General features: G+C 59.0%; 12 protein-coding genes and 1 riboswitch. Of the genes, 7 read left to right on the top strand and 5 right to left on the bottom strand.

What is annotated here, in order from left to right; all coding sequences use genetic code 11:
* The first annotated feature begins 47 nt into the window (after positions 1–47).
* Positions 48–926, top strand: a complete 879-nt coding sequence (locus tag M9Q49_RS23000) for a hypothetical protein (protein WP_254511260.1) — start codon at positions 48–50, stop codon at positions 924–926.
* 11 nt (positions 927–937) lie between these two features.
* On the opposite strand, the gene nth is transcribed toward M9Q49_RS23000, so the two are convergent.
* On the bottom strand, positions 938–1,615 hold the full coding sequence (gene nth / locus M9Q49_RS22995) for an endonuclease III (RefSeq protein ID WP_254511258.1): 678 nt from the start codon (positions 1,613–1,615) through the stop codon (positions 938–940).
* 167 nt (positions 1,616–1,782) lie between these two features.
* Here nth and M9Q49_RS22990 point away from each other — a divergent pair, with 167 nt between their 5' ends.
* Together M9Q49_RS22990 and M9Q49_RS22985 are read left to right on the top strand one after the other, a co-directional pair.
* Positions 1,783–2,787 (top strand): 3-oxoacyl-ACP synthase III family protein, encoded by a 1,005-nt coding sequence (locus M9Q49_RS22990; RefSeq protein WP_254511256.1) that lies wholly within the window; start codon positions 1,783–1,785, stop codon positions 2,785–2,787.
* 44 nt (positions 2,788–2,831) lie between these two features.
* Positions 2,832–3,494: an RraA family protein gene (locus M9Q49_RS22985; RefSeq protein ID WP_254511255.1), complete on the top strand. Its 663-nt coding sequence runs from the start codon at positions 2,832–2,834 to the stop codon at positions 3,492–3,494.
* Positions 3,495–3,564: 70 nt separating this feature from the next.
* Here M9Q49_RS22985 and M9Q49_RS22980 read toward each other — a convergent pair whose 3' ends face one another.
* Positions 3,565–4,671, bottom strand: a complete 1,107-nt coding sequence (locus M9Q49_RS22980; protein WP_254511253.1) for a TlpA family protein disulfide reductase — start codon at positions 4,669–4,671, stop codon at positions 3,565–3,567.
* 613 nt (positions 4,672–5,284) lie between these two features.
* Between M9Q49_RS22980 and M9Q49_RS22975 the strand changes: the two genes are divergently transcribed.
* Positions 5,285–8,506 (top strand): OB-fold putative lipoprotein, encoded by a 3,222-nt coding sequence (locus M9Q49_RS22975; RefSeq protein ID WP_254511251.1) that lies wholly within the window; start codon positions 5,285–5,287, stop codon positions 8,504–8,506.
* 35 nt (positions 8,507–8,541) lie between these two features.
* Here the strand turns inward: M9Q49_RS22975 and M9Q49_RS22970 are convergent, their stop codons facing one another.
* The 3 genes from M9Q49_RS22970 to M9Q49_RS22960 form a co-directional block, all read right to left on the bottom strand.
* Positions 8,542–10,464 carry a cation:proton antiporter gene (locus tag M9Q49_RS22970; protein ID WP_254511249.1) on the bottom strand — a complete coding sequence of 641 codons (1,923 nt, stop codon included), beginning with the start codon at positions 10,462–10,464 and terminating at the stop codon, positions 8,542–8,544.
* Positions 10,465–10,774: 310 nt separating this feature from the next.
* Positions 10,775–11,185: a HEAT repeat domain-containing protein gene (locus tag M9Q49_RS22965; protein ID WP_254511247.1), complete on the bottom strand. Its 411-nt coding sequence runs from the start codon at positions 11,183–11,185 to the stop codon at positions 10,775–10,777.
* Positions 11,186–11,498: 313 nt separating this feature from the next.
* Positions 11,499–12,905 (bottom strand): DUF1501 domain-containing protein, encoded by a 1,407-nt coding sequence (locus tag M9Q49_RS22960; RefSeq protein WP_254511246.1) that lies wholly within the window; start codon positions 12,903–12,905, stop codon positions 11,499–11,501.
* 265 nt (positions 12,906–13,170) lie between these two features.
* Positions 13,171–13,390, top strand: a riboswitch (cobalamin riboswitch).
* On the opposite strand from M9Q49_RS22960, the gene M9Q49_RS22955 reads away from it, so the two are divergent.
* The 3 genes from M9Q49_RS22955 (at position 13,390) to M9Q49_RS22945 (ending at position 18,132) form a co-directional block, all read left to right on the top strand.
* Positions 13,390–14,628, top strand: a complete 1,239-nt coding sequence (locus M9Q49_RS22955; RefSeq protein WP_315861190.1) for a DUF1559 domain-containing protein — start codon at positions 13,390–13,392, stop codon at positions 14,626–14,628. It overlaps the preceding riboswitch by 1 nt.
* A gap of 315 nt (positions 14,629–14,943) precedes the next feature.
* Entirely contained in the window at positions 14,944–16,698 is a 1,755-nt protein-coding gene (locus tag M9Q49_RS22950) for a peptidase domain-containing ABC transporter (RefSeq protein WP_254511244.1), read from the top strand.
* A gap of 63 nt (positions 16,699–16,761) precedes the next feature.
* Positions 16,762–18,132, top strand: a complete 1,371-nt coding sequence (locus M9Q49_RS22945) for an HlyD family secretion protein (RefSeq protein ID WP_254511243.1) — start codon at positions 16,762–16,764, stop codon at positions 18,130–18,132.

Raw genomic sequence — 18,132 nt, 5'->3', positions numbered from 1 at the left:
CATCCAGATCTGCCCAGATTTTTACTTTAGCCCGCGCGAGTCCTGCCATGTATCGCCTGGTCTCCAACCAATACAGTCTCTTTCAACTGCTCCTCGCGCCGCTGGCGTTGCCGGCAGGAATCGCCCTGCTGGCGTTCGCGGCTTGGGTTTCTGCGTCGCAGCCGTTCGGTGACGAAGACACCAACATGCTCGTCGGCATTCCGTGCTACGTGCTTTCGCTAGTGGCCATCTTGGCGGGTTTTACCGGCTGCTACTTTCTCTACGATGCCTACCGCAACGGCCGTGAGGTGGTCTTTGGCGACGAGCTGACGATTTACTATCCTTGGCCGCGGGGCACGCAGGTGGTTCCGTGGGACAAGGTGAAACACATCGAGGTCAAGCTCGAACAGGTCGCCATCAGCAAGCCCGTCGTCTGGGCGCCGATTCCGCTGGGGGCTCTCGTGCCCGGGTCCGAGGCCCTTCTTTCGATCACTGTTCGCGAAACGCAGATCGAGAATGTCCATGTGTATCACATCATTCACACGGCTGGTCACGTGATCACGGCGATCGCTTCTGGCTCAGAACTCGGCTATCAGCTGAAGTGGTGGTTCGGCCATAAGACCCTCAGCGAAATCATGCAGGCATTTAACGGCCAGATCACCTGGAAGAAAAACCAGCCGCACCTCGTCACGATTCACAATTTTCCCTTCCAGCCAGGAATGTTCGCACTGGTACACGAATGGCTCAGCAATCGCCCGGGCCTGGAGGAAATCGATCTCTCCGGCTCCAACGTTCGCGATGCTGACCTGCAAGAGTTCGCCGGCGAGCAGTATCGCGATCTGAAAAAAGTGACCGCGCACAAAACCCGTGTTACGCCCAAATACCTGGCGCAACTCAACGCCTTTCTGGGCCAAAAGAGTCGGCCCGGCGTGCTCAATTTCGGCTAGGCGACAACGGCTTACTCGGCGTCCTTTTTCTTCTCGCCAATCTGATCCACACCCACCTGCGGGCAGAACTTCAGCATGAGGCAGTCATTGCACAGTGGCTTGCGCGCTTTGCAAATCCGCCGGCCGTGGTGAATCAAGCGGTGCGAGAAGTTGATCCATTCCTGCTTCGGCACGATCGGCATGAGTTCAGTTTCGATCTTTACGGCGTCCTGCTTGTCGGTCAAGCCGAGGCGATTGGTCAGCCGCGTGACGTGGGTGTCGACGACAATTCCCGAGGGAATGCCGAAAGAGGTGCCGAGCACGACATTGGCCGTCTTCCGGCCGACACCGGGAAGTTCCACCAGTTCGGCGAGCGACTGCGGCACTTCGCCGCCGTGATCATCCACAAGCTTCTGGCAGCAGCCTTTGATGTTCTTGGCTTTCATGCGGTAGAAGCCGGCGCTTTGGATGATTTTTTCCAGATCCTTCACCGGCAGATCGACAATGGCTTGTGGCGTGGGGCACTGGGCGAAGAGGTCCTTGGTGACGATGTTTACCCGCTCGTCGGTGCACTGGGCCGAAAGGATGGTGGCAATCAGCAGTTGGAACGGGCTATCGTGGATCAGCGCACATTCGGCGTCGGGGTAACCCAGGGCGAGGGCTTTGACGACTTTGCTGGCTTGGACTTTGGTTTGAGCGACGGCTGGCATGGAGAGTTCCGGTGGTAGGATGCGACTGGGGATTAAGGATAGCGGAGTGGGCCGATGTGCGGGCTCTCCCAATTGACCCAAGTTTCCGCCACCGCTAAGGTTGAGTGATTCGGCAGGGCGGTCGCGCCGGTCGCCATAAGGATCGAAGCAACGGGAAAACAGCGATCGTGAAGTACGCAGCGGTAGGACCCATCGCCATTCATCTCCCCGAGCGGGTCGAGACGAATGCCCAATTAAAAGAGCTGTTTCCCGGCTGGGATCTCGACACGATTTACGAGAAGACCGGCATCGCTGCCCGGCACATTGCCGCGCCCGATGAGTGTGCCTCCGACTTGGCCGTGAAGGCTTGTCAGAAGCTATTTGCCGAACACCACATCGATCCGCAGTCGATCGATTTCATTCTGCTCTGCACACAAACTCCCGACTATCCGCTGCCGACGACGGCTTGCTTGTTACAACATCGCTTGGGCCTCCGCACCAACGTCGGCGCGCTCGATTTCAACCTCGGTTGTTCCGGCTTTGTGTATGGTCTGTCGCTGGCCGATGGCCTGATCCGCGGCGGTTCGGTGAAGCGGGTGCTGCTGATCACGGCTGAGACCTACAGCAAATACATTCACGAAGCCGATCGCAGTTTGCGAACAATCTTTGGTGATGGCGCTGCGGCGACGCTGATCGAAGCAGCCGATGAGCCGTCTCTCACCGCATTTCAGTTTGGCACCGATGGCACGGGGGCCGATACGCTGCTTGTGACCAAGGGTGGCAATCGCGCCGAAGACGCTGCGATCAAACCGCGGCATCGGCATCGCTGGCAGAGCGCGCTCTACATGGACGGGCCGAGCCTGATCAACTTCACGGTGACGGCCGTGCCGCAGTTGATCGATGACACCTGCCGTGCCGCGAACCTGACGAGCGATGCCATCGACCTGTTCCTCTTTCACCAAGCCACGCGCAAGATGCTCGATCAGCTGCGCGAACGGCTGGGCCTCAGTGAAGAACGAATGCCGATGGCGCTCGAGCATTGCGGCAACACCGTGTCGTCGACGCTGCCGATCTTGATCGACGATCTCCGCCGTAAGGGAAAACTCAACCGCCAGATGCGCAACATGCTCATCGGCTTCGGCGTGGGCTGGAGTTGGGCGGGCTGCGTGTGGCAGGATCGCTGGCGGCGGTAGTTCCTGAGGCGAGCGACGAGAGGCGGGAGACGAGGGAAGACAAAATGCCTGCCGATGAATCGATTTCGCTCGCGCAGATGCGGGCTGTCTTTTATTCTGCCGTGGTTTGCGATGCCCTCGATGCGCTGGGCTACCCGCACCAATCGCCACGAGTGCCGCTCTCGCCGCTGACGACGACTGGCGTGTTAATTGGCCGTTGCAAGACAACCCTCTGGGCCGACATGGCTCATCCGGATCCGAGTCCCTACGAACTCGAGCTCCAAGCCGTCGACACTTGTCAGCCGGACGATGTGATCATCGCTGCGGCTGGCGGAACGTTTCGCTCAGGTCTGTGGGGCGAACTACTCTCGACCGCTGCTCGGCGAACCGGTTGTGTCGGCGCAATCGTCGATGGCGCTGTCCGCGACCGAGCGAAGATGACTCAGATGGGCTTTCCGATCTGGGCCCGTGGCACGAGTCTTTACGACAGCAAAGATCGCAATCGCGTGATCGACATCGACGTGCCGGTTGAAATCGATGGCGTGCGGTTTGTGCCTGGCGATCTCGTCGTCGCCGATATCGATGGCGTGGTGGTTATCCCGCGCGCCGTCGAAGCAGAAGTTGTCCGTCACGCCTGGAACAAAGTCCACGACGAAAACATCGTCCGCCAAGCCATCGCCGACGGAATGACGGCGACAGCGGCGTTTAAGAAGTATGGAGTGCTGTAAGAGCAGAGGCGAGAGACGGGAGACGAGGGAAAGGCAAATGCCTTGTATTCCCCGCCTCCTATCCTGCTTCTTACTTCTTCAGTCCGGCCTGGTACTTCTTCAGTTTCTCCACCATCGTCTTGTCCTTTTCCCGCGGCGTGCCTTTGGCGAGAGCGATGGCCTTTTCCTGAGTCGCCGCGGCTTCCTTGGCATTACCGCTGAGGAAGAGAGCGAACGCGTGAGTCTCGTTGGCGACCGAGCGGTTGGCGTCGTCGACACCTTTGAAAGTGGTCATCGTTTTGACGAGTTGCGAAGTGGCAGTCACGGCGAACTTGGCGGCGGGGGCTTCGAGCTCGGTGACCGGTTTGTCGTCGTCGTCGGTGAGCACCGACATGGCGAGACCAAACGGAATGTTCGGGTCTTCCTTGCCGAACTTCTCCAGCAACTTGTTGCCATAGGCGTAAGCGTCGGCTTCCTTTTCTTGCGCGATAAGAGCGCTGAACTTCACCATGCCGTACTTCTGTTCGAGCGCTGGGGCCTTGGCAAAACCTTCGTCGAGCAGCTTGATGGCTTCGGTGTACTTTTCGGCGTCGATTAGCTTATCAACGGCTTCGGTGAGATTCGCTTCGATCTTGGCGGCTTCGATTTCGGCTTTGAATTCCTTGGCCGCGGCAGCGAGATCCCATTTGCCGGCGATGACCTTTTCGAGCGGTTCTTCGAGTTTCATCGGATGGCCAACCCAAGCGAGCTTGCCGGCGCCATCGACGATCATCGAGCAAGGGATGCCCATCTGATAGCTGGCGTCGAGCCAGGTCTGAGCCATCACGCCGTTGTCCCCGTCGCCGTCGGGCTTATCGATGGCGACGCGATAGTTCATCTTGTCGCCCATCTTTTTGACGAACGCCTTCACCTCGTCATCGGCCCGCTCCATCACATCGACGCCGATGAAAGTAACCGCTTTGTGCTTGGCTTGCAGTTCGCTGACGTGCGGAATGGCTTTGATGCACGGGCCGCACCAGGTGGCCCAGAACTCGACAACGTAAACCTTCCCCTTGGCGAATTCCTTCACCGGTTCGCCTTTGACGAACTCTTTCACGGCGAGTGGCGGAGCAGCGTCGCCGACAAGGACTTCAGCGGCGGGGAGTTGCCACGCGCTGAACAACAACAGTGAAACAGCGGCGACCAACGAGCGAAACATACAGAGCCTCCGTGAATAGCATTTTGGTTAGGTTGCTAGTAAGCCCCAATCATATCGGGATTGTGCGACCTGGGGAGAGCGTGGCCGATCGACGGCGGGGTTCGCCGGAATCGGTGATTTTTCCGATCGCAGGCACCCACCTTTCGGGGCATTGAGATATAACAGGTTATGCGATTCTCAAAATGTTTCGTAAGTTGTTTTTTGTGAAGGCTTTAATGTTCATTTCGATCGTAAATTCGTCGTTGGAATATCGCACTTTATAATAGTCAATTCGGGTGGTTGTCAAGTTGCTTGAGCAGTCGCCTTTTGGAGCATGATTACCTATGGCGACACATTGAAATTCGGAGGATCCCCCAAACTTAGAGACACACGCGCGTTGCCAACTTTGGTCTGGCCGAAATCGGCATGGTAACGATTCACGCTGGTGCTGATTTCGGGAGGGCGAGGCGCCTCGCCCTCCCGCCGTTTATTCGGCATCCACGGCAAGCAGGTTTCTCCTGGGAACACCTGGACGATTGCGCTCGTAGACGCTTGACGCTGCAATTTCAGCCTCTGATAATCACCACCCATTCAGAGTAGAGGGGACTACGTGGCTATCAAGAGGTATGTAGCGATGTCGCAAGTAGGCGTGCGAAACCTATTGTTGTTGGCTGGGCTGGGCGTAGCGCTCGCCGTGGGTTGCGGCAAATCAAAGCCTGCTCCCGTGAATCCGCCACCGGCAATGCCGACAAACGGTCCGGAGCCGGGCGTTGCCAGTCCGCCGATGACGCCGCCGGTCAAACCCACGTCGGCTGCTGCAACACCCATTGCTTACACGCTTGAGCCGATCACGATTGGGTCTGAAGTAGCGCCCGATGCCGCGCACCAACAGATGGTCGCTCACTATGGCCACAATCGAGTGGTGCGCATTGTGCTCAACTTCACCGATGGTGCTGCGCCGCCGCAAACCAGCGATTGGTTACGTGGGTTGCTGCATTTCTTTGCGGTGCCCGGCATTCAGCAATCGTCGCACATCAGTCAGCAAGGCGAGACGGCCACGGCGACTATCGGGCCCGTGCGCGACGTCGGTTTGTTGCACGCGTTCCCTTCAAGAAGCCCCGCCGAGTTTAATCTCGACCGTGAATCGCGCACGCTCAGCGGCAAATTGCCGATGGCCTACATTCCGCCTGCCGACGGCAGTCCGGAGGAAACGGCCGAGTTGGCCAAGCGCGCGGAAACATTATCCACGAGCAAGGATTTCCAAACGAAGCTTGATGCCAACCACCGCTTGAAAGATTTTCGCACGCCGGCGGGAGCTGCTACCTTCGTCACATTGATGCTCGACCGCATGCGCAACGATAAGTCGGACTGGATCGATTACCTGCCGAGCTTGAGAAACTTTGGACCGCACGCGGAAGGCTTTCTCTTGGATTGGCTGCCCGAAGGAAAAGAAAAAGGTGTGCTCAACAAAGCGTATGTGATTGGGCAACTCGCCGAGTTCGGCGGCCCGGCCTCGGTCGAGCAACTGCCAAAGATGACATCGCTTTCGCCCGAAGAAGCGGCAGCAGCGCAAGAAGTGATCGCGCAGATCAAAGAGCGACGACAAGTGGCTTTGGCGAAGGAAAATCAAGCCCGCCTCGACGAAGACACTTCGCCTCCGGCTGCGCTCTCGCGAGACACATCGTTGACGATCACCGCGAGCAAGCTGAGGGACTCCCTGCAAGCGAATCGGGAGGAGACCGTTCAGAAATACGATGGCAAGCTCGTCGAGATCACGGGTGATTTGAAGAGCTTGGGCTATGGATGGGAGGAGAATGGGCAACCCAAACTCGAGCTTGCGACCAACTCCGACAGCATTCCCGCCAAGCTGAAGGTCCAGCATTTTCCCAAGACACTGGCGCCGGGAATGCGCGTGACCATCAAAGGCAAACTTGCTGCTCAGATGTTTCTGGAACTGAAAGACGCCGAGGTGCTGAAGGTTGACGGGCCTCCTCCCACGGAAGTGACTGCCGAAGCGTTTGGAGCCGAGCATGGTGATCCGGCCAAACTGACTCAGACCAATCAAGAGCTTTCCGGCAAGTGGATGGTCCTTACGGGCAAGATCTTGGAGGTGCAAGGGAGTGGCAACTTCGCCATTCTGGAAACAGGCACGGAGCCCAAAGCGTATGTGGCGTTGAATCTCTCGCAAACTCTCAAGAAGCAATTGCGAGTCGGACAGACGTTGGTCACGCTCGTGAAGTTCTCGCGTAACAATGGCCGGTACCTGAGTTTCGAAGACGGCGTGCTGTGCGCCGCATTGCCGGAAGTGCAGCCGGTGAAGATCGCGCCGCCGCGCAAGACCCCGTCGGCAGTTCCGCCGGTTCCCGCTGCTTATACCCTCGAGCCGATCACGATCGGACCCGAAGTGGCCGTGGACGATGCCTGGGAAAAAATGGTCGCTCACTACGGCAACAACCGCGTCGGCCAGGTCGTGCTCCATTTCAACGATGGCCCAGCGCCTCCGCAAACAGCCGATTGGCTGCGAGGAATAGCCCCTTTCCTAGCGACGCCCGGACTCAAACAATCGTCGTATGTCAACCTGCAGGATAATACGGCCACGCTCATCGTCGGCCCGGTGCGGGACATGCGTAGTAAGTTCGGAATTCTCTTTATCTGGGATCCTCCGGGCAGGCGACAGTTCGATTCCAAGACGCGCACTTGGAATTGGGAAGAGTTGCCGACCAGCTTCATTCCGCCACCGCCCGGCAGTCCGGAAGAAAAGGATGCCTTGGCAAAAATCGCGGAGACACTCTCCACGTCGATGAACTTTGACGCGCGAGTTAAAGCGCGACGTCGCCTGGAGAATTTTCGCAGTCCAGCAGCTGCTGCTACTTACTGCACGTTGATGATCGATGCGTTAGGCGAGGAAAAAGAAGGGGCGTTCCAATATCTCTACGAGCTGAAAGCCATGGGACCGCAAGGAGAGCGGTGCGTTTTGGATTGGCTACCAGCGGGGGAGGAAAAGGGTAAGTTGCAAAAGGCAAGCATCATCGCCGAACTGGGCGAGTTCGGCGACGCTGCGACTGCCGAGCTACTGCCGAAGCTGACCACGCTCCCTCCTGAAGCCCTGGAAGCAGCGCAGGCGGCAATCGCGAAAATTGAAAAGCGCCAACAAGTAGCGCTGGCCACCGAAGCGCGAGCTCGCCAGGATGATGAAAATCCTCACCCGCCCGCGATCACCAAGGATGTTTCCCTGACGATCAACGCGCGCACTCTGCGGGAAGCCTTGGACTCGAACTGGAAAGATATTTTCGACAAGTACAACGGCCGAATCGTGGAAGTCTCGGGCGAGCTCGAGCGAGTGGACTACGACTACCGCACAGCGGAGCCCACCCTCAATTTCCGGACGAATACCGACATCCCGATCAGTGCGAGACTCCCTGGAAAGCATCACTTGAAGACAGTCGCGCCCGGTATGCGCGTCACGATCAAAGGCAAAGCCGTGCAGGGGGAATCCTATCTCTACCTCAAGGAATCGGACGTCGTGAAGTCCGAGGAGCCGCCTCCCCCCGTCATGACCGCCGAAGCACTCGGGAGCTTCTTTGCCGATCCAAATCAGCGTGCAGAGAGGAACAAAAAGTATGCGGACAAGTGGGTGGTCATCACCGGCAAGGTTTTGAATGCGAAAGGACCCTTCACGATCCTGGAAACCGGTACGCGGGCCAACGCCCAACTTTCGTGGTCACTTGCAGACGAGTTGAGGAAAGACCTGAAAGAGGGCCAAACCTTAACCGTGCTAGGCCAATTTCGGCAACACACTGGCAGACAGCTGATCGTCGAGAATTGCGTGCTTTGCGCAGCTCCACAGGATCCGTAGTCGACGTAGCAGAAAGTCGACTACGGAGAAGCCGCCTAGTCCTTGGGTGGCTCGAGGATGGGCATCGCGGTAGTTGTCTTCGCCACGGGCGGCAGCAGGATCTCTAGTGCCGCCGGGCTGCCGAAGAGTTCGTTGCGGATGCGGTCGCGCTCGCGATCGATCTGTTCGCCGCTGGCGCCAAGCTGACGGAGGATGAACTCCGTCATCGTCATGGCCACTTCACCTTCGCCGGTAAACACCACGTCGGCGCCGGCTTTGGTCAAGGAGGGAATCTCGCGCAGGTAAGTCGCGCGGGCGAAGACGCGAATTGCCGGGTTGCATTCGTGCGCGACGCGAATCACTTCCTGACTGTTGTTGAGACCCGACGCACTGAGGATGAGGACGCGGGCTTCATTCATGCCGGCTTCGAGTTGCGTTTCTTTGTGCGTCGAATCGCCATAGACCGCGCTGATTCCTTCTTCGCGCAGCGAACGAACCGTCTCGAGATTGAGCTCGATAATCGTCGGATCGATACCGTTTTCGGTGAGCAGACGAACAAGCGTGCGACCGACCGGGCCATAACCCACGACCACGGCCCGGCTGTGCTTTTTGATATCCGCTTCTTCTTCCTCGTCGTCAGGCGAACTGACGAGCGACATCTTCGAACGCGCGTTGAGCCAGCTCCACAGGAGCGGTGATTTCTTCGCGTGATTCTCGAACCAATCGACCAGACGATAGAGAATTGGGTTGATGCTGATCGAAACGATGGCCGCGGCGATAAGTGCGTTGAATTGCTCACCCGACAACACCTTTAGTCCCATGCCAACGTTGGCCAGGATGAACGAAAATTCGCCGATCTGCGCCAGGGCCACGGCGACCGACAGCGCGACGCGGAGCGGATAGCGAAGCACAATCACAATCACCAGCGCGGCCAGCGGTTTGCCGATGAGTACGATGCCGAGCGTCGCCGCGATCAGCACGGGCGTCGACATCAGGTAATGCGGATTGAACAGCATGCCGACGGAAACAAAGAAGAGCACCGCGAAGGCATCACGCATCGGCAACGCTTCGGAAGCCGCCCGCGAGCTGAACTCGCTCCGGCCGACGACCATGCCGGCGAGAAACGCACCAAGGGCCATCGACACATCGAAAATTTTTGCGGCGCCAACGGCGATGCCGAGAGCGATCACGAGTACCGTGAGCGTGAAGAGTTCGCGCGAACGAGTCCGCGCAATCCGAGCAAGGAACCACGGTACGAAACGACCGCCGACGAAAATCACGAAGGCCACCAGCAGGGCGATCTTCACCACGGCCAAGGCCACGGCGGTCGAGATGGTTGCCAGCGAACCTTTGTTCGGCCCAAACAGCACTGGCATGAGCACGAGCACCAGCACGGTGAACAAATCTTCGACCACCAGCCAACCGACGGCGATGTGCCCGGTCGGCGTATGCAGATCGTTGTTATCCGAGAGGACGCGCAGCAGCACCACCGTGCTCGCTACAGAGATCGCGAGACCGAAGACGATTCCCGACGCGACATCCCAGCCGAGCAACCAGCCGACGAGCATGCCGAGCAGCGTTGCAATGACGCTCTGGCCAATCGCGCCCGGCACGGCAACGCGCCGCACGGCTAGCAGTTCCTTGAAATGAAAATGCAAACCCACGCCAAACATCAGCAAGATCACGCCGATTTCGGCCATCTCTTGCGCGAGCGCGGCGTTGGCTTCGATGCCGGGCGTATATGGGCCGACCAAAATGCCCGCGAGCAAATAGCCCACGATGGGCGACAAGCCGAGTCGCTGCGTGATGTAGCCCATCAACAGGGCCGCTGCCAAGCCGACCGTCAGCGTGATGATGAGTTCCAAATGCCCGCCATGCGCGGCAGCTTCATGGGCGGCGTCGGCCACGACTGGCACAGCATCAGCCGCGGCCAGCAGGAAGGCATTTCCGAAGGTCGAAATGGAGTCTAAAAAAGGCATGCCCCATCTTACGGAGCAAGGTCCGTTTGGGGCGGAGGAAATGCCAAAAAAGGCCGAAAAAGTGGCTTTTCGGGAAAAGAAAATTCCAATGCGACGGATAGCCGCAATCGCCGAGCGGCCTCCGCCGAGCTTGCTCGGTGGAGCCGTGATTTTGCACTAGCATCCGAGGCGGGCACGGTTGTTACCAACAACCTTCGGATCGCAGCTCAGCCTCATGCCAGAATGGCCAGTGTCACCGTCGCGCCGAGTGTCGCCGTTCGGCGCCCAACGAGCACTGGCTCTGGCCAGTGGCACACTCAGGCATTCACGGCTATCGCTCGAGTCGACGGAGGCGATCTAGTTCCAAAATCGCTTGCTCCTTGAGACGGTCGAGGTCGATTATTCCAGGTGGAAATGTGGCAGTTCCTCCTGGCAAGCGAGTTTCAACCCAGTTCGTATGGAGCAGTTCATCGAGTGCCGACGCTGCGACGCTGCTGGGAGGCGGGATGAGCACGTCGGGATCGCTGTCGACTTCATGGTCCGACTCCATCATCGCCAAGAGCACCGGAATCGCTCGTACGCGTGAACAACGGGCGAGGGCTTTCGCGGCTCGGCCGCGAACAACGAAACTGTCGTCGCGTTGTGCGAGTTCCAGCAGGCGATCTTCGCAGTTGGCCAATGGTGAGCTATGTAGAGTCTCGCAAATCAGTTCGCGAACTTCCCACGCCGGATCGGACAACATTTTCAGGGCCGTTGTTTCTGCTCCGGGCTCTTTCTTCAAAATTAAGAGCCGTCCACAAAGGCCTCGTAGTTCGGGATGAGGGTCTTCGATTCCTCGACGAATGCGAGTCATGCCTTCTGATGACCTGAGCCAAGCTTTTAGCTTCACCCCTAACTCGTAGTGAGGTGAATCCGGCTCCAGGTACATGCAGAACATGCGGGCCTTAATCGCACGCAGCAAAAGTATGTCTGCGCAGTCTTCACTTCCCGGCGGAGCATCGAAATCGTTTAGCGCGAGCTCTAAGTCGGGATCCATACCAAATGTCTTGACGGAATCAGGAAACAATCGGCGCAATCACGTGGCCGCGCGTGAGCGGCAACGGCCGACCGACGACGTCGTGAAATTGTGTTTCGGGCGATAAGCCCAGGCAATGAAAAATGGTGGCGTGCAGGTCTGCCGCGCGCACTATTCCTTCGACGGGATCTGCCGCCTGTTTGTCACTCACGCCGTGCACCACGCCACCTTTTATTCCGCCGCCGGCCAGCGCCAGTGAAAAACAACGGCCCCAGTGATCGCGGCCGCCGTTGGCGTTGAACTTCGGTGTGCGGCCGAACTCGCCGAACCACACCACCAGTGTTTCGTCGAGCAGACCTCGTTCTTGCAGATCGGCGAGCAGCGCCGAGAAACATTGATCGGCGATCGGCATGAGGAGCTTTTTGCACGACTCATTGTGCTTGGCGTGCGTGTCCCAGCCTCCTTGATTCGGCTGGTCTTTGATCCGCGTCCAGTTGACCTGCACCAATGACACGCCGGCTTCGACCAGCCGTCGCGCGAGGAGGACACTTTGGGCAAAGCGACTCCGGCCATAGCGATCGCGCGTCTTATCGCTCTCCTGCGAAATCTCGAACGCCGAACGGGCCGACGAACTCGTCAGCAAATCGATGGCTTTGCGGGCGTGCGTGCCATAGCCATCGACTTGTCGTGAGCGAGCCAGCGAATCGAGGCCGCCGTTCATTTGTTCGAGCAGATTCCTCCGTTCCGACAACCTGACGGCTGGCATTCCTTCGGGCAGTGCGAGACCGGGCACCGAAAAATCGGCCGCCGAAGGATCGCAGTGCAGCAACCACGGATGCCGTTGCCGACCGAGCCAACCGGCGTCTTGACCGGGCCAGGGAAAGTTGCCGTCGTTCCAAATGTGTTCGGGCAAGGTGACTGCGGCCGGCAAATGGCCGGCGCGATCGAGTTGCGTGCGGACGAGCGCGCCGAGCGACGGCCAATGGTTCGGCGCTTTCGGCGTGGCACTCTCGGCATTCAGCGGCACGTGCGGCACGCCGGTCAACATCTGATAGCCACTGCTCGAATGCGCGCTGTCTCCAGTCACGACGGCCCTCAGGATCGCCATCTTTTCGGACCACTGCGCCGTCTGCGGTAGCAATTCGCCAAATTGCAAACCGGGCGTCTTCGTCGGGATCACGCCGAACTCGCCCCGAATCTCGGTTGGCGCATCCGGCTTGGGATCAAACGTCTCATGCTGCGGCGGCCCACCGATCAAGCCGAAGACGATGACGGATTTCGCTTTGCCGAACGAAGCCGAAGTGCTGTTGGTTTTTTCCACCGCAGCCCGCGACTGTGCAACTCCAGCCATCGATAAACCGGCCAGTGCCAAACCACCAACGCGCATGGCTTCGCGGCGCGAATGACCATCACAAAACGTCTGTCCGTCGGCAAGGAGGCGGAGCATGGGAGGGGCCCAATTGCAGATTGAGGATTTCAGATCGCAGATTGGAAGGCGGGCTAAGCGTGGATTATGGCCGATGGGCGGGAGTGGTTCAAACAGGTTTTGGGGATTGCGTTGACCGCTCTAGCTGCGGGGGAAATGCGATCGCAAGTTTGGGAGGCGGTTATCGCACTTCGGCCCCTCACCCCCAGCCCTCTCCCCGGAGTACCGAGGAGAGGGAGTGGAGCATGAGGACACCTTACGAATCGAGCCTGTGAGGCTATAAAGGATTCACGCACGCCCGATGGGCGTTTTGTGGGGAGGATCAAAAACCTCGCCGCAGAACAGGAAGCCGGTGTAAATCCGGCGCGGGACCGCCGCTGTAAGCGAGAAGGTTGCGGACAATATGCCACTGCGATTGCGCGGCTAAATCAGCCGGGGCGATCGCGGGAAGGCGTCCGGACCGTTCGACTCGCGAGCCAGAATACGGCCCTTCGGGTAGCCTGCGATGCTTCGGCCTTTAAGCATCCTGGGGGCATGTTTCGGCGCTCGTAGTCTAGCGCCCATGGTATCCCCGCGCGGCCGCGGCACGCAGTATCCGAAAGGACCCTGTTCGATGTCGCGTATCTCTTCCGCGTATTTCCACACTGGCAGTCACCGGCCTCGCGTAGCGAGGAATCATTCCCTCGCGTCGTGTACTCACGGGGAGAGGGCTAGGGTGAGGGGGCGGAAGCGGGTACTAATCTCGCCCAGCCGGAGTCTTCTCGTAGATCAGCCCCTCACCCCAGCCCTCTCCCCGGAGTACCGAGGAGAGGGAGCCGGAAGTTGTCGCGCAGCTTTCACTCTTGTTGAGTTGCTCGTCGTGATTGCCATCATCGGTCTCTTAGTCGCGCTGCTCCTCCCCGCCGTGCAAGCCGCGCGCGAAGCGGCTCGTTGTACGCAGTGCAAAAACAATCTCCGGCAAATGGGAATTGCGCTGCACAATTATCACGACGTCCATTTCATGTTGCCCAAGGGTGGGCCTGGTGTGGCGAGCTTGACGATTCCGGTGACGCGAGCGCGGGCCTGTTTGAGTTGGGGCGCCGCGATCTTGCCGGGGATCGAGCAGACCAATCTCTACTCGACGATCAATCAAAACGAGCCGTATCTCCACGCCGATAACTTGGTGCCGGGGCAGACGGTGTTGAAGGTGTATCTGTGCCCAACGGCGTCTGGCAAATCGCCGCTCATGCGACCGAATGGCGATACGCCGAACAACACGACCACCTACGCTCGCAGCGATTACGGTGGCAACTGGGGTGAGCGCGGCTTGCGTTGTTTTCCCAGCACCAATTGTCAGAACAACTACGGCGACACCGGACAACTTGCCGGCACGGGCCGCGGCGTGATGTTGATGGCCACCGAGCCGAACGTAGGCTTCAAGGACATCACCGACGGACTGACGAACACGATCGTGCTCGGCGAAGCACCCGAGGGGCTGCACTCGCTGTGGATCGGCCACAAGAACGTCTTCGACCAGAGCAGCCCGCCGAGCTCACAAATCGGCACGCCCTGGAGCTCGTGCGGCACGACGCTACGGAGCAAGGTCGGCAACTTTTGCGACTACGGCCAAGAGTTTCACAGCTGGCACGCCGGCGGCTGTCACTTTTTGCTCGGTGATGGCTCGACGCAGTTTTTGATGAACTCGATGGATATCAAGCTCTTCTCGGCCATGCTGTCGCGCTGCGGCGGCGAAGTCTTGGAATGAGTGGCGACTCTGCGTCAGGCTGACGGATGCATTAGCCGCTAATTGGGATGCCCACGCGTATGGTGCGATCGGCAGCGACTGTCTGCCGATCGCGTTGTAGTCGCCCCTCTTCAGGCGTTTCTACCGCTATTTACAGCGGCCGATGTGGTTATTTGGGACGACTGTCGCCGGCTTGTGGGCGACGGGGCCATTGCTTTTTTCAATGACTCGCGCGGCTGCTTTGCTCTTTGCCTTTAGGCGGCTAGGTTGCGATACTTACGGAGTTGTAATCTTTTCGGCGTCTTGTATTCTCAAGTCAGATTTTAAGGGCTGCCCATGGTTGGACATCACAACGACGCCCATCATCAGTCGCCGCTCCGGCGATTGACCAAGCTGTTGCAACCCGAGTTGTTCGACATTGGCGTCGTCACGCTGTTCTCGTTGATTGTCGGCATCCTGTCGCTGGCCACGCCGATCACCGTCGAAGCGCTCGTCAACACGGTCGCCTTCGGCCGGTATTTGCAGCCGTTGTTTGTCCTTGCGTTGCTCTTGTTTACGTTTTTGTCGTTTGCGGCGTTTCTGCGTTGCTTGCAGGCTTACGTCGCCGAGGTGATGCAGCGGCGGATCTTTGTACGCGTGGTGGCCTATCTCGCCGAGCGTTTGCCGCGTGCGCGGGGCTCGGCGTTTGCCGGGCAGAACGGCGCGGAGATGCTCAATCGCTTCTTCGAAGTGATTACGGTGCAGAAATCGGCCGCCGTGCTGGTGCTCGATGGCATTGCGATCGTGATTACCGGCATCATCGGCATGATTGTGCTCGCGCTCTACCATCCATACTTACTCGGCTTCAACATCGTGCTGATCGGCACGGTTCTGTTTGCGGTCTTCGCCTTGGGGCGCGGCGCCGTGCAAACAGCGATCGACGAGTCTTACAAGAAGTACGCGGTGGCCTCGTGGTTGGAGCAACTCGCGCTCTATCCCACCACGTTCAAGCTCGGTGGTGGCTTGCACAACGCGCTGCAAACGGCCGACGACTTGACCGTGGCCTATCTGGAGGCGCGGGCCGCTCATTTCCGCGTGTTGTTTCGTCAAATCGCGTTCACCCTTGCAGCGCAGGCTTGCGCCGCGGCGGGAATGATTGGCATCGGCGGGTTTCTGGTGATCAACGGCCAATTGACGTTGGGGCAGTTGGTAGCCGCTGAACTCATCGTGGCCGTGGTCGTCGGTTCGTTCGCCAAACTCGGCAAGCACATGGAGAGCTACTACGACTTGCTCGCGGCTTGCGACAAGCTCGGCTATCTCTTCGAGCTGCCGATCGAAGAGGAAACCGGTCACGCGCCGCCGCGAACCAGTCAGGGAGCCCATTTGCGGTTTCATCAGGTTCACTGGCCGTTGGGCTACGAACAGCCTGCCGGTTCGCACGCTCCGCGCCGCGCACTCACCTTCGAGATTCGGCCTGGCGAACGAATTTTGATCACCGGACCGTCGGCGAGCGGTAAGAGCTCGCTGCTCGATACGCTCTACGCGCTCTACTCGACCACCGCGGGCTACATCGAGTTCGACGGCATCGACCTGCGTTCGATCTGCCCTGCAAAGCTGCGGGAACAAGTCGTCCTGCTGCGCGACCCAGAGATACTCGCCGGCACGATTGCCGAGAATGTTCACCTCGGTCGCCCCAACGTGACGCACAGCGACGTCCGCCGTTCTCTGGAAGCGGTCGGGCTGTGGCAGGAGATCATGAACCTGCCGGAAGGGCTCGACTCAAACGTCGCGTTCGGTGGCGGTGGTCTTTCGGGAAGTCAGCGAATTCGCCTGATGCTGGCGCGAGCCCTCGCGGGACATCCTCGCTTGCTGCTCATCGACGCACTCCTCGATCAATTGTCGGAGACGCATTTGCGGCAGGCGCTCACGGCCATGGGTGCGAGCGATCAGCCCTGCACGGTGCTACTGATCTCGAATCGCGAGCGGCTCGCCGATTTTTGCGATCGCGAGTTGTCGCTGCCGCCGCGCGATCCGGCGCCCGGGTCAGCCTTGCCTTACCTGCGCGATTCTGACCTTCCCGATTCGAGCGCTGAGTTGGTTTCGTTGCACTAGTTGCGATCGGCTGGAAACCTGACAACGACGACGACCTCTCCTGATTTCACTGGCGATACTGCAATGGCAACTACCGTGATCAATATTCCTGTCGGTTCCCAGGCGATCACGCAGTGGAAGTCGATGCAGCTCATGAAGCCGTTGTTCAGCACTCGTTTGCTGGCGAGTGTCATTCTGGTGGCGCTAGTGGGAACCATCCTGGCGATGTTGTTCGTGCCGTGGCAACAGACGTCGCGCGGGGCGGGGCGCGTCATCGCCTATCATCCGACCGAACGCCCACAAACGGTGGAGGCGCCGATCGACGGCCGGGTCGCGCGCTGGGGTGAAAACATCGTGGAAGGGACACGCGTCGCCAAGGGTGACTTCATTCTGGAGATTGCCGACAACGACAACTCGCGCGACGTTCGTCTGCAACAACAGGTCGAAGCCGCCATGCAAAAGCTAGCCTTTGCAACCGAGAAAGTCGGTTCGTACCATTCGCAGATCGAAGAATACCGCCAGGCCAACAAATTGGTCATCGAATCGTATGCCCAACTGGTCGCGGTCGGCGAGCAAAAGATTCAGGCGGCCGAGGCCGATCTTGCGGCAGCTAAGGCTGCCGAATGGCAACTCGAGTTGGATTATCAACGGCAATCGACACTCGCCAACGAGGGCTTGGTGGGCGTCGTAAAAGCCCAGGAAGCGAAAGCTAAATACGATCAGGCGGTGAGCAAGCGCCGGGCCGCCGAGAACTATGTGGCCGCCAGCATCAACGATCGCCGCGCCAAGCTCGCTGAGGGCGAATCCAAGGCGCGCGAAGCCGTGACCAAGGTTCAAGAAGCCGCGGCCAAACATCAGAACGCCCAGGGCGAAGAATCATTGGCCCGCAAGGATCTAGCAGAAATTCAGGGCAAAACTGCCGAATTTGGTCAACGACGCGTGGCTGCACCGCGCGACGGAATTCTGTATCGGATTCTGGTGTCGGACAACGCGCAGATGCTCAAAAAGGGAGCCCCACTTTTCACGATCGTGCCCGAGACTTCGCAACAAGCCGTGGAATTGTGGGTTAATGGCAATGATGTTCCCCTCGTGCAGCTTGGCCGCGAGGTGCGACTGCAGTTCGAGGGTTGGCCGGCGGTGCAGTTTGCCGGGTGGCCCAGTGTCGCCGTGGGAACCTTTGGGGGTGAGGTAATCGCCGTTGATGCAACTGACGACGGTCGAGGAAAGTTCCGCGTGCTCGTTCGGCCCGGCGCCGATCAGGATTGGCCCTCGGTAACTTATTTGCGACAGGGGGCGCGGGCCAATGGCTGGGTGCTTCTGAATGAAGTCACGTTGGGATTTGAATTGTGGCGGCAGTTGAATGGATTTCCCCCGGCGGCGTCATATTCCGACAAGGGATCGGACGATTCGGGAGACGACGAGAAAGAAAAGAAGAAAGTGAAACTACCGAAATGA

This window comes from Anatilimnocola floriformis (genome assembly GCF_024256385.1).
Lineage (GTDB): Bacteria > Planctomycetota > Planctomycetia > Pirellulales > Pirellulaceae > Anatilimnocola > Anatilimnocola floriformis.
Note: the sequence above shows the minus strand (reverse complement) of the source record. Positions and strands in the feature narration are given on the sequence as shown.

Coding starts and splice junctions, on each gene's coding strand:
- M9Q49_RS22965 (WP_254511247.1), bottom strand. CDS start 11,185: ATGTTGTCCGATCCGGCGTGGGAAGTTCGCGAACTGATTTGCGAGACT.
- M9Q49_RS23000 (WP_254511260.1), top strand. CDS start 48: ATGTATCGCCTGGTCTCCAACCAATACAGTCTCTTTCAACTGCTCCTC.
- nth (WP_254511258.1), bottom strand. CDS start 1,615: ATGCCAGCCGTCGCTCAAACCAAAGTCCAAGCCAGCAAAGTCGTCAAA.
- M9Q49_RS22960 (WP_254511246.1), bottom strand. CDS start 12,905: ATGCTCCGCCTCCTTGCCGACGGACAGACGTTTTGTGATGGTCATTCG.
- M9Q49_RS22950 (WP_254511244.1), top strand. CDS start 14,944: ATGGTTGGACATCACAACGACGCCCATCATCAGTCGCCGCTCCGGCGA.
- M9Q49_RS22975 (WP_254511251.1), top strand. CDS start 5,285: ATGTCGCAAGTAGGCGTGCGAAACCTATTGTTGTTGGCTGGGCTGGGC.
- M9Q49_RS22985 (WP_254511255.1), top strand. CDS start 2,832: ATGCCTGCCGATGAATCGATTTCGCTCGCGCAGATGCGGGCTGTCTTT.
- M9Q49_RS22970 (WP_254511249.1), bottom strand. CDS start 10,464: ATGCCTTTTTTAGACTCCATTTCGACCTTCGGAAATGCCTTCCTGCTG.
- M9Q49_RS22980 (WP_254511253.1), bottom strand. CDS start 4,671: ATGTTTCGCTCGTTGGTCGCCGCTGTTTCACTGTTGTTGTTCAGCGCG.
- M9Q49_RS22945 (WP_254511243.1), top strand. CDS start 16,762: ATGGCAACTACCGTGATCAATATTCCTGTCGGTTCCCAGGCGATCACG.
- M9Q49_RS22955 (WP_315861190.1), top strand. CDS start 13,390: ATGCTTCGGCCTTTAAGCATCCTGGGGGCATGTTTCGGCGCTCGTAGT.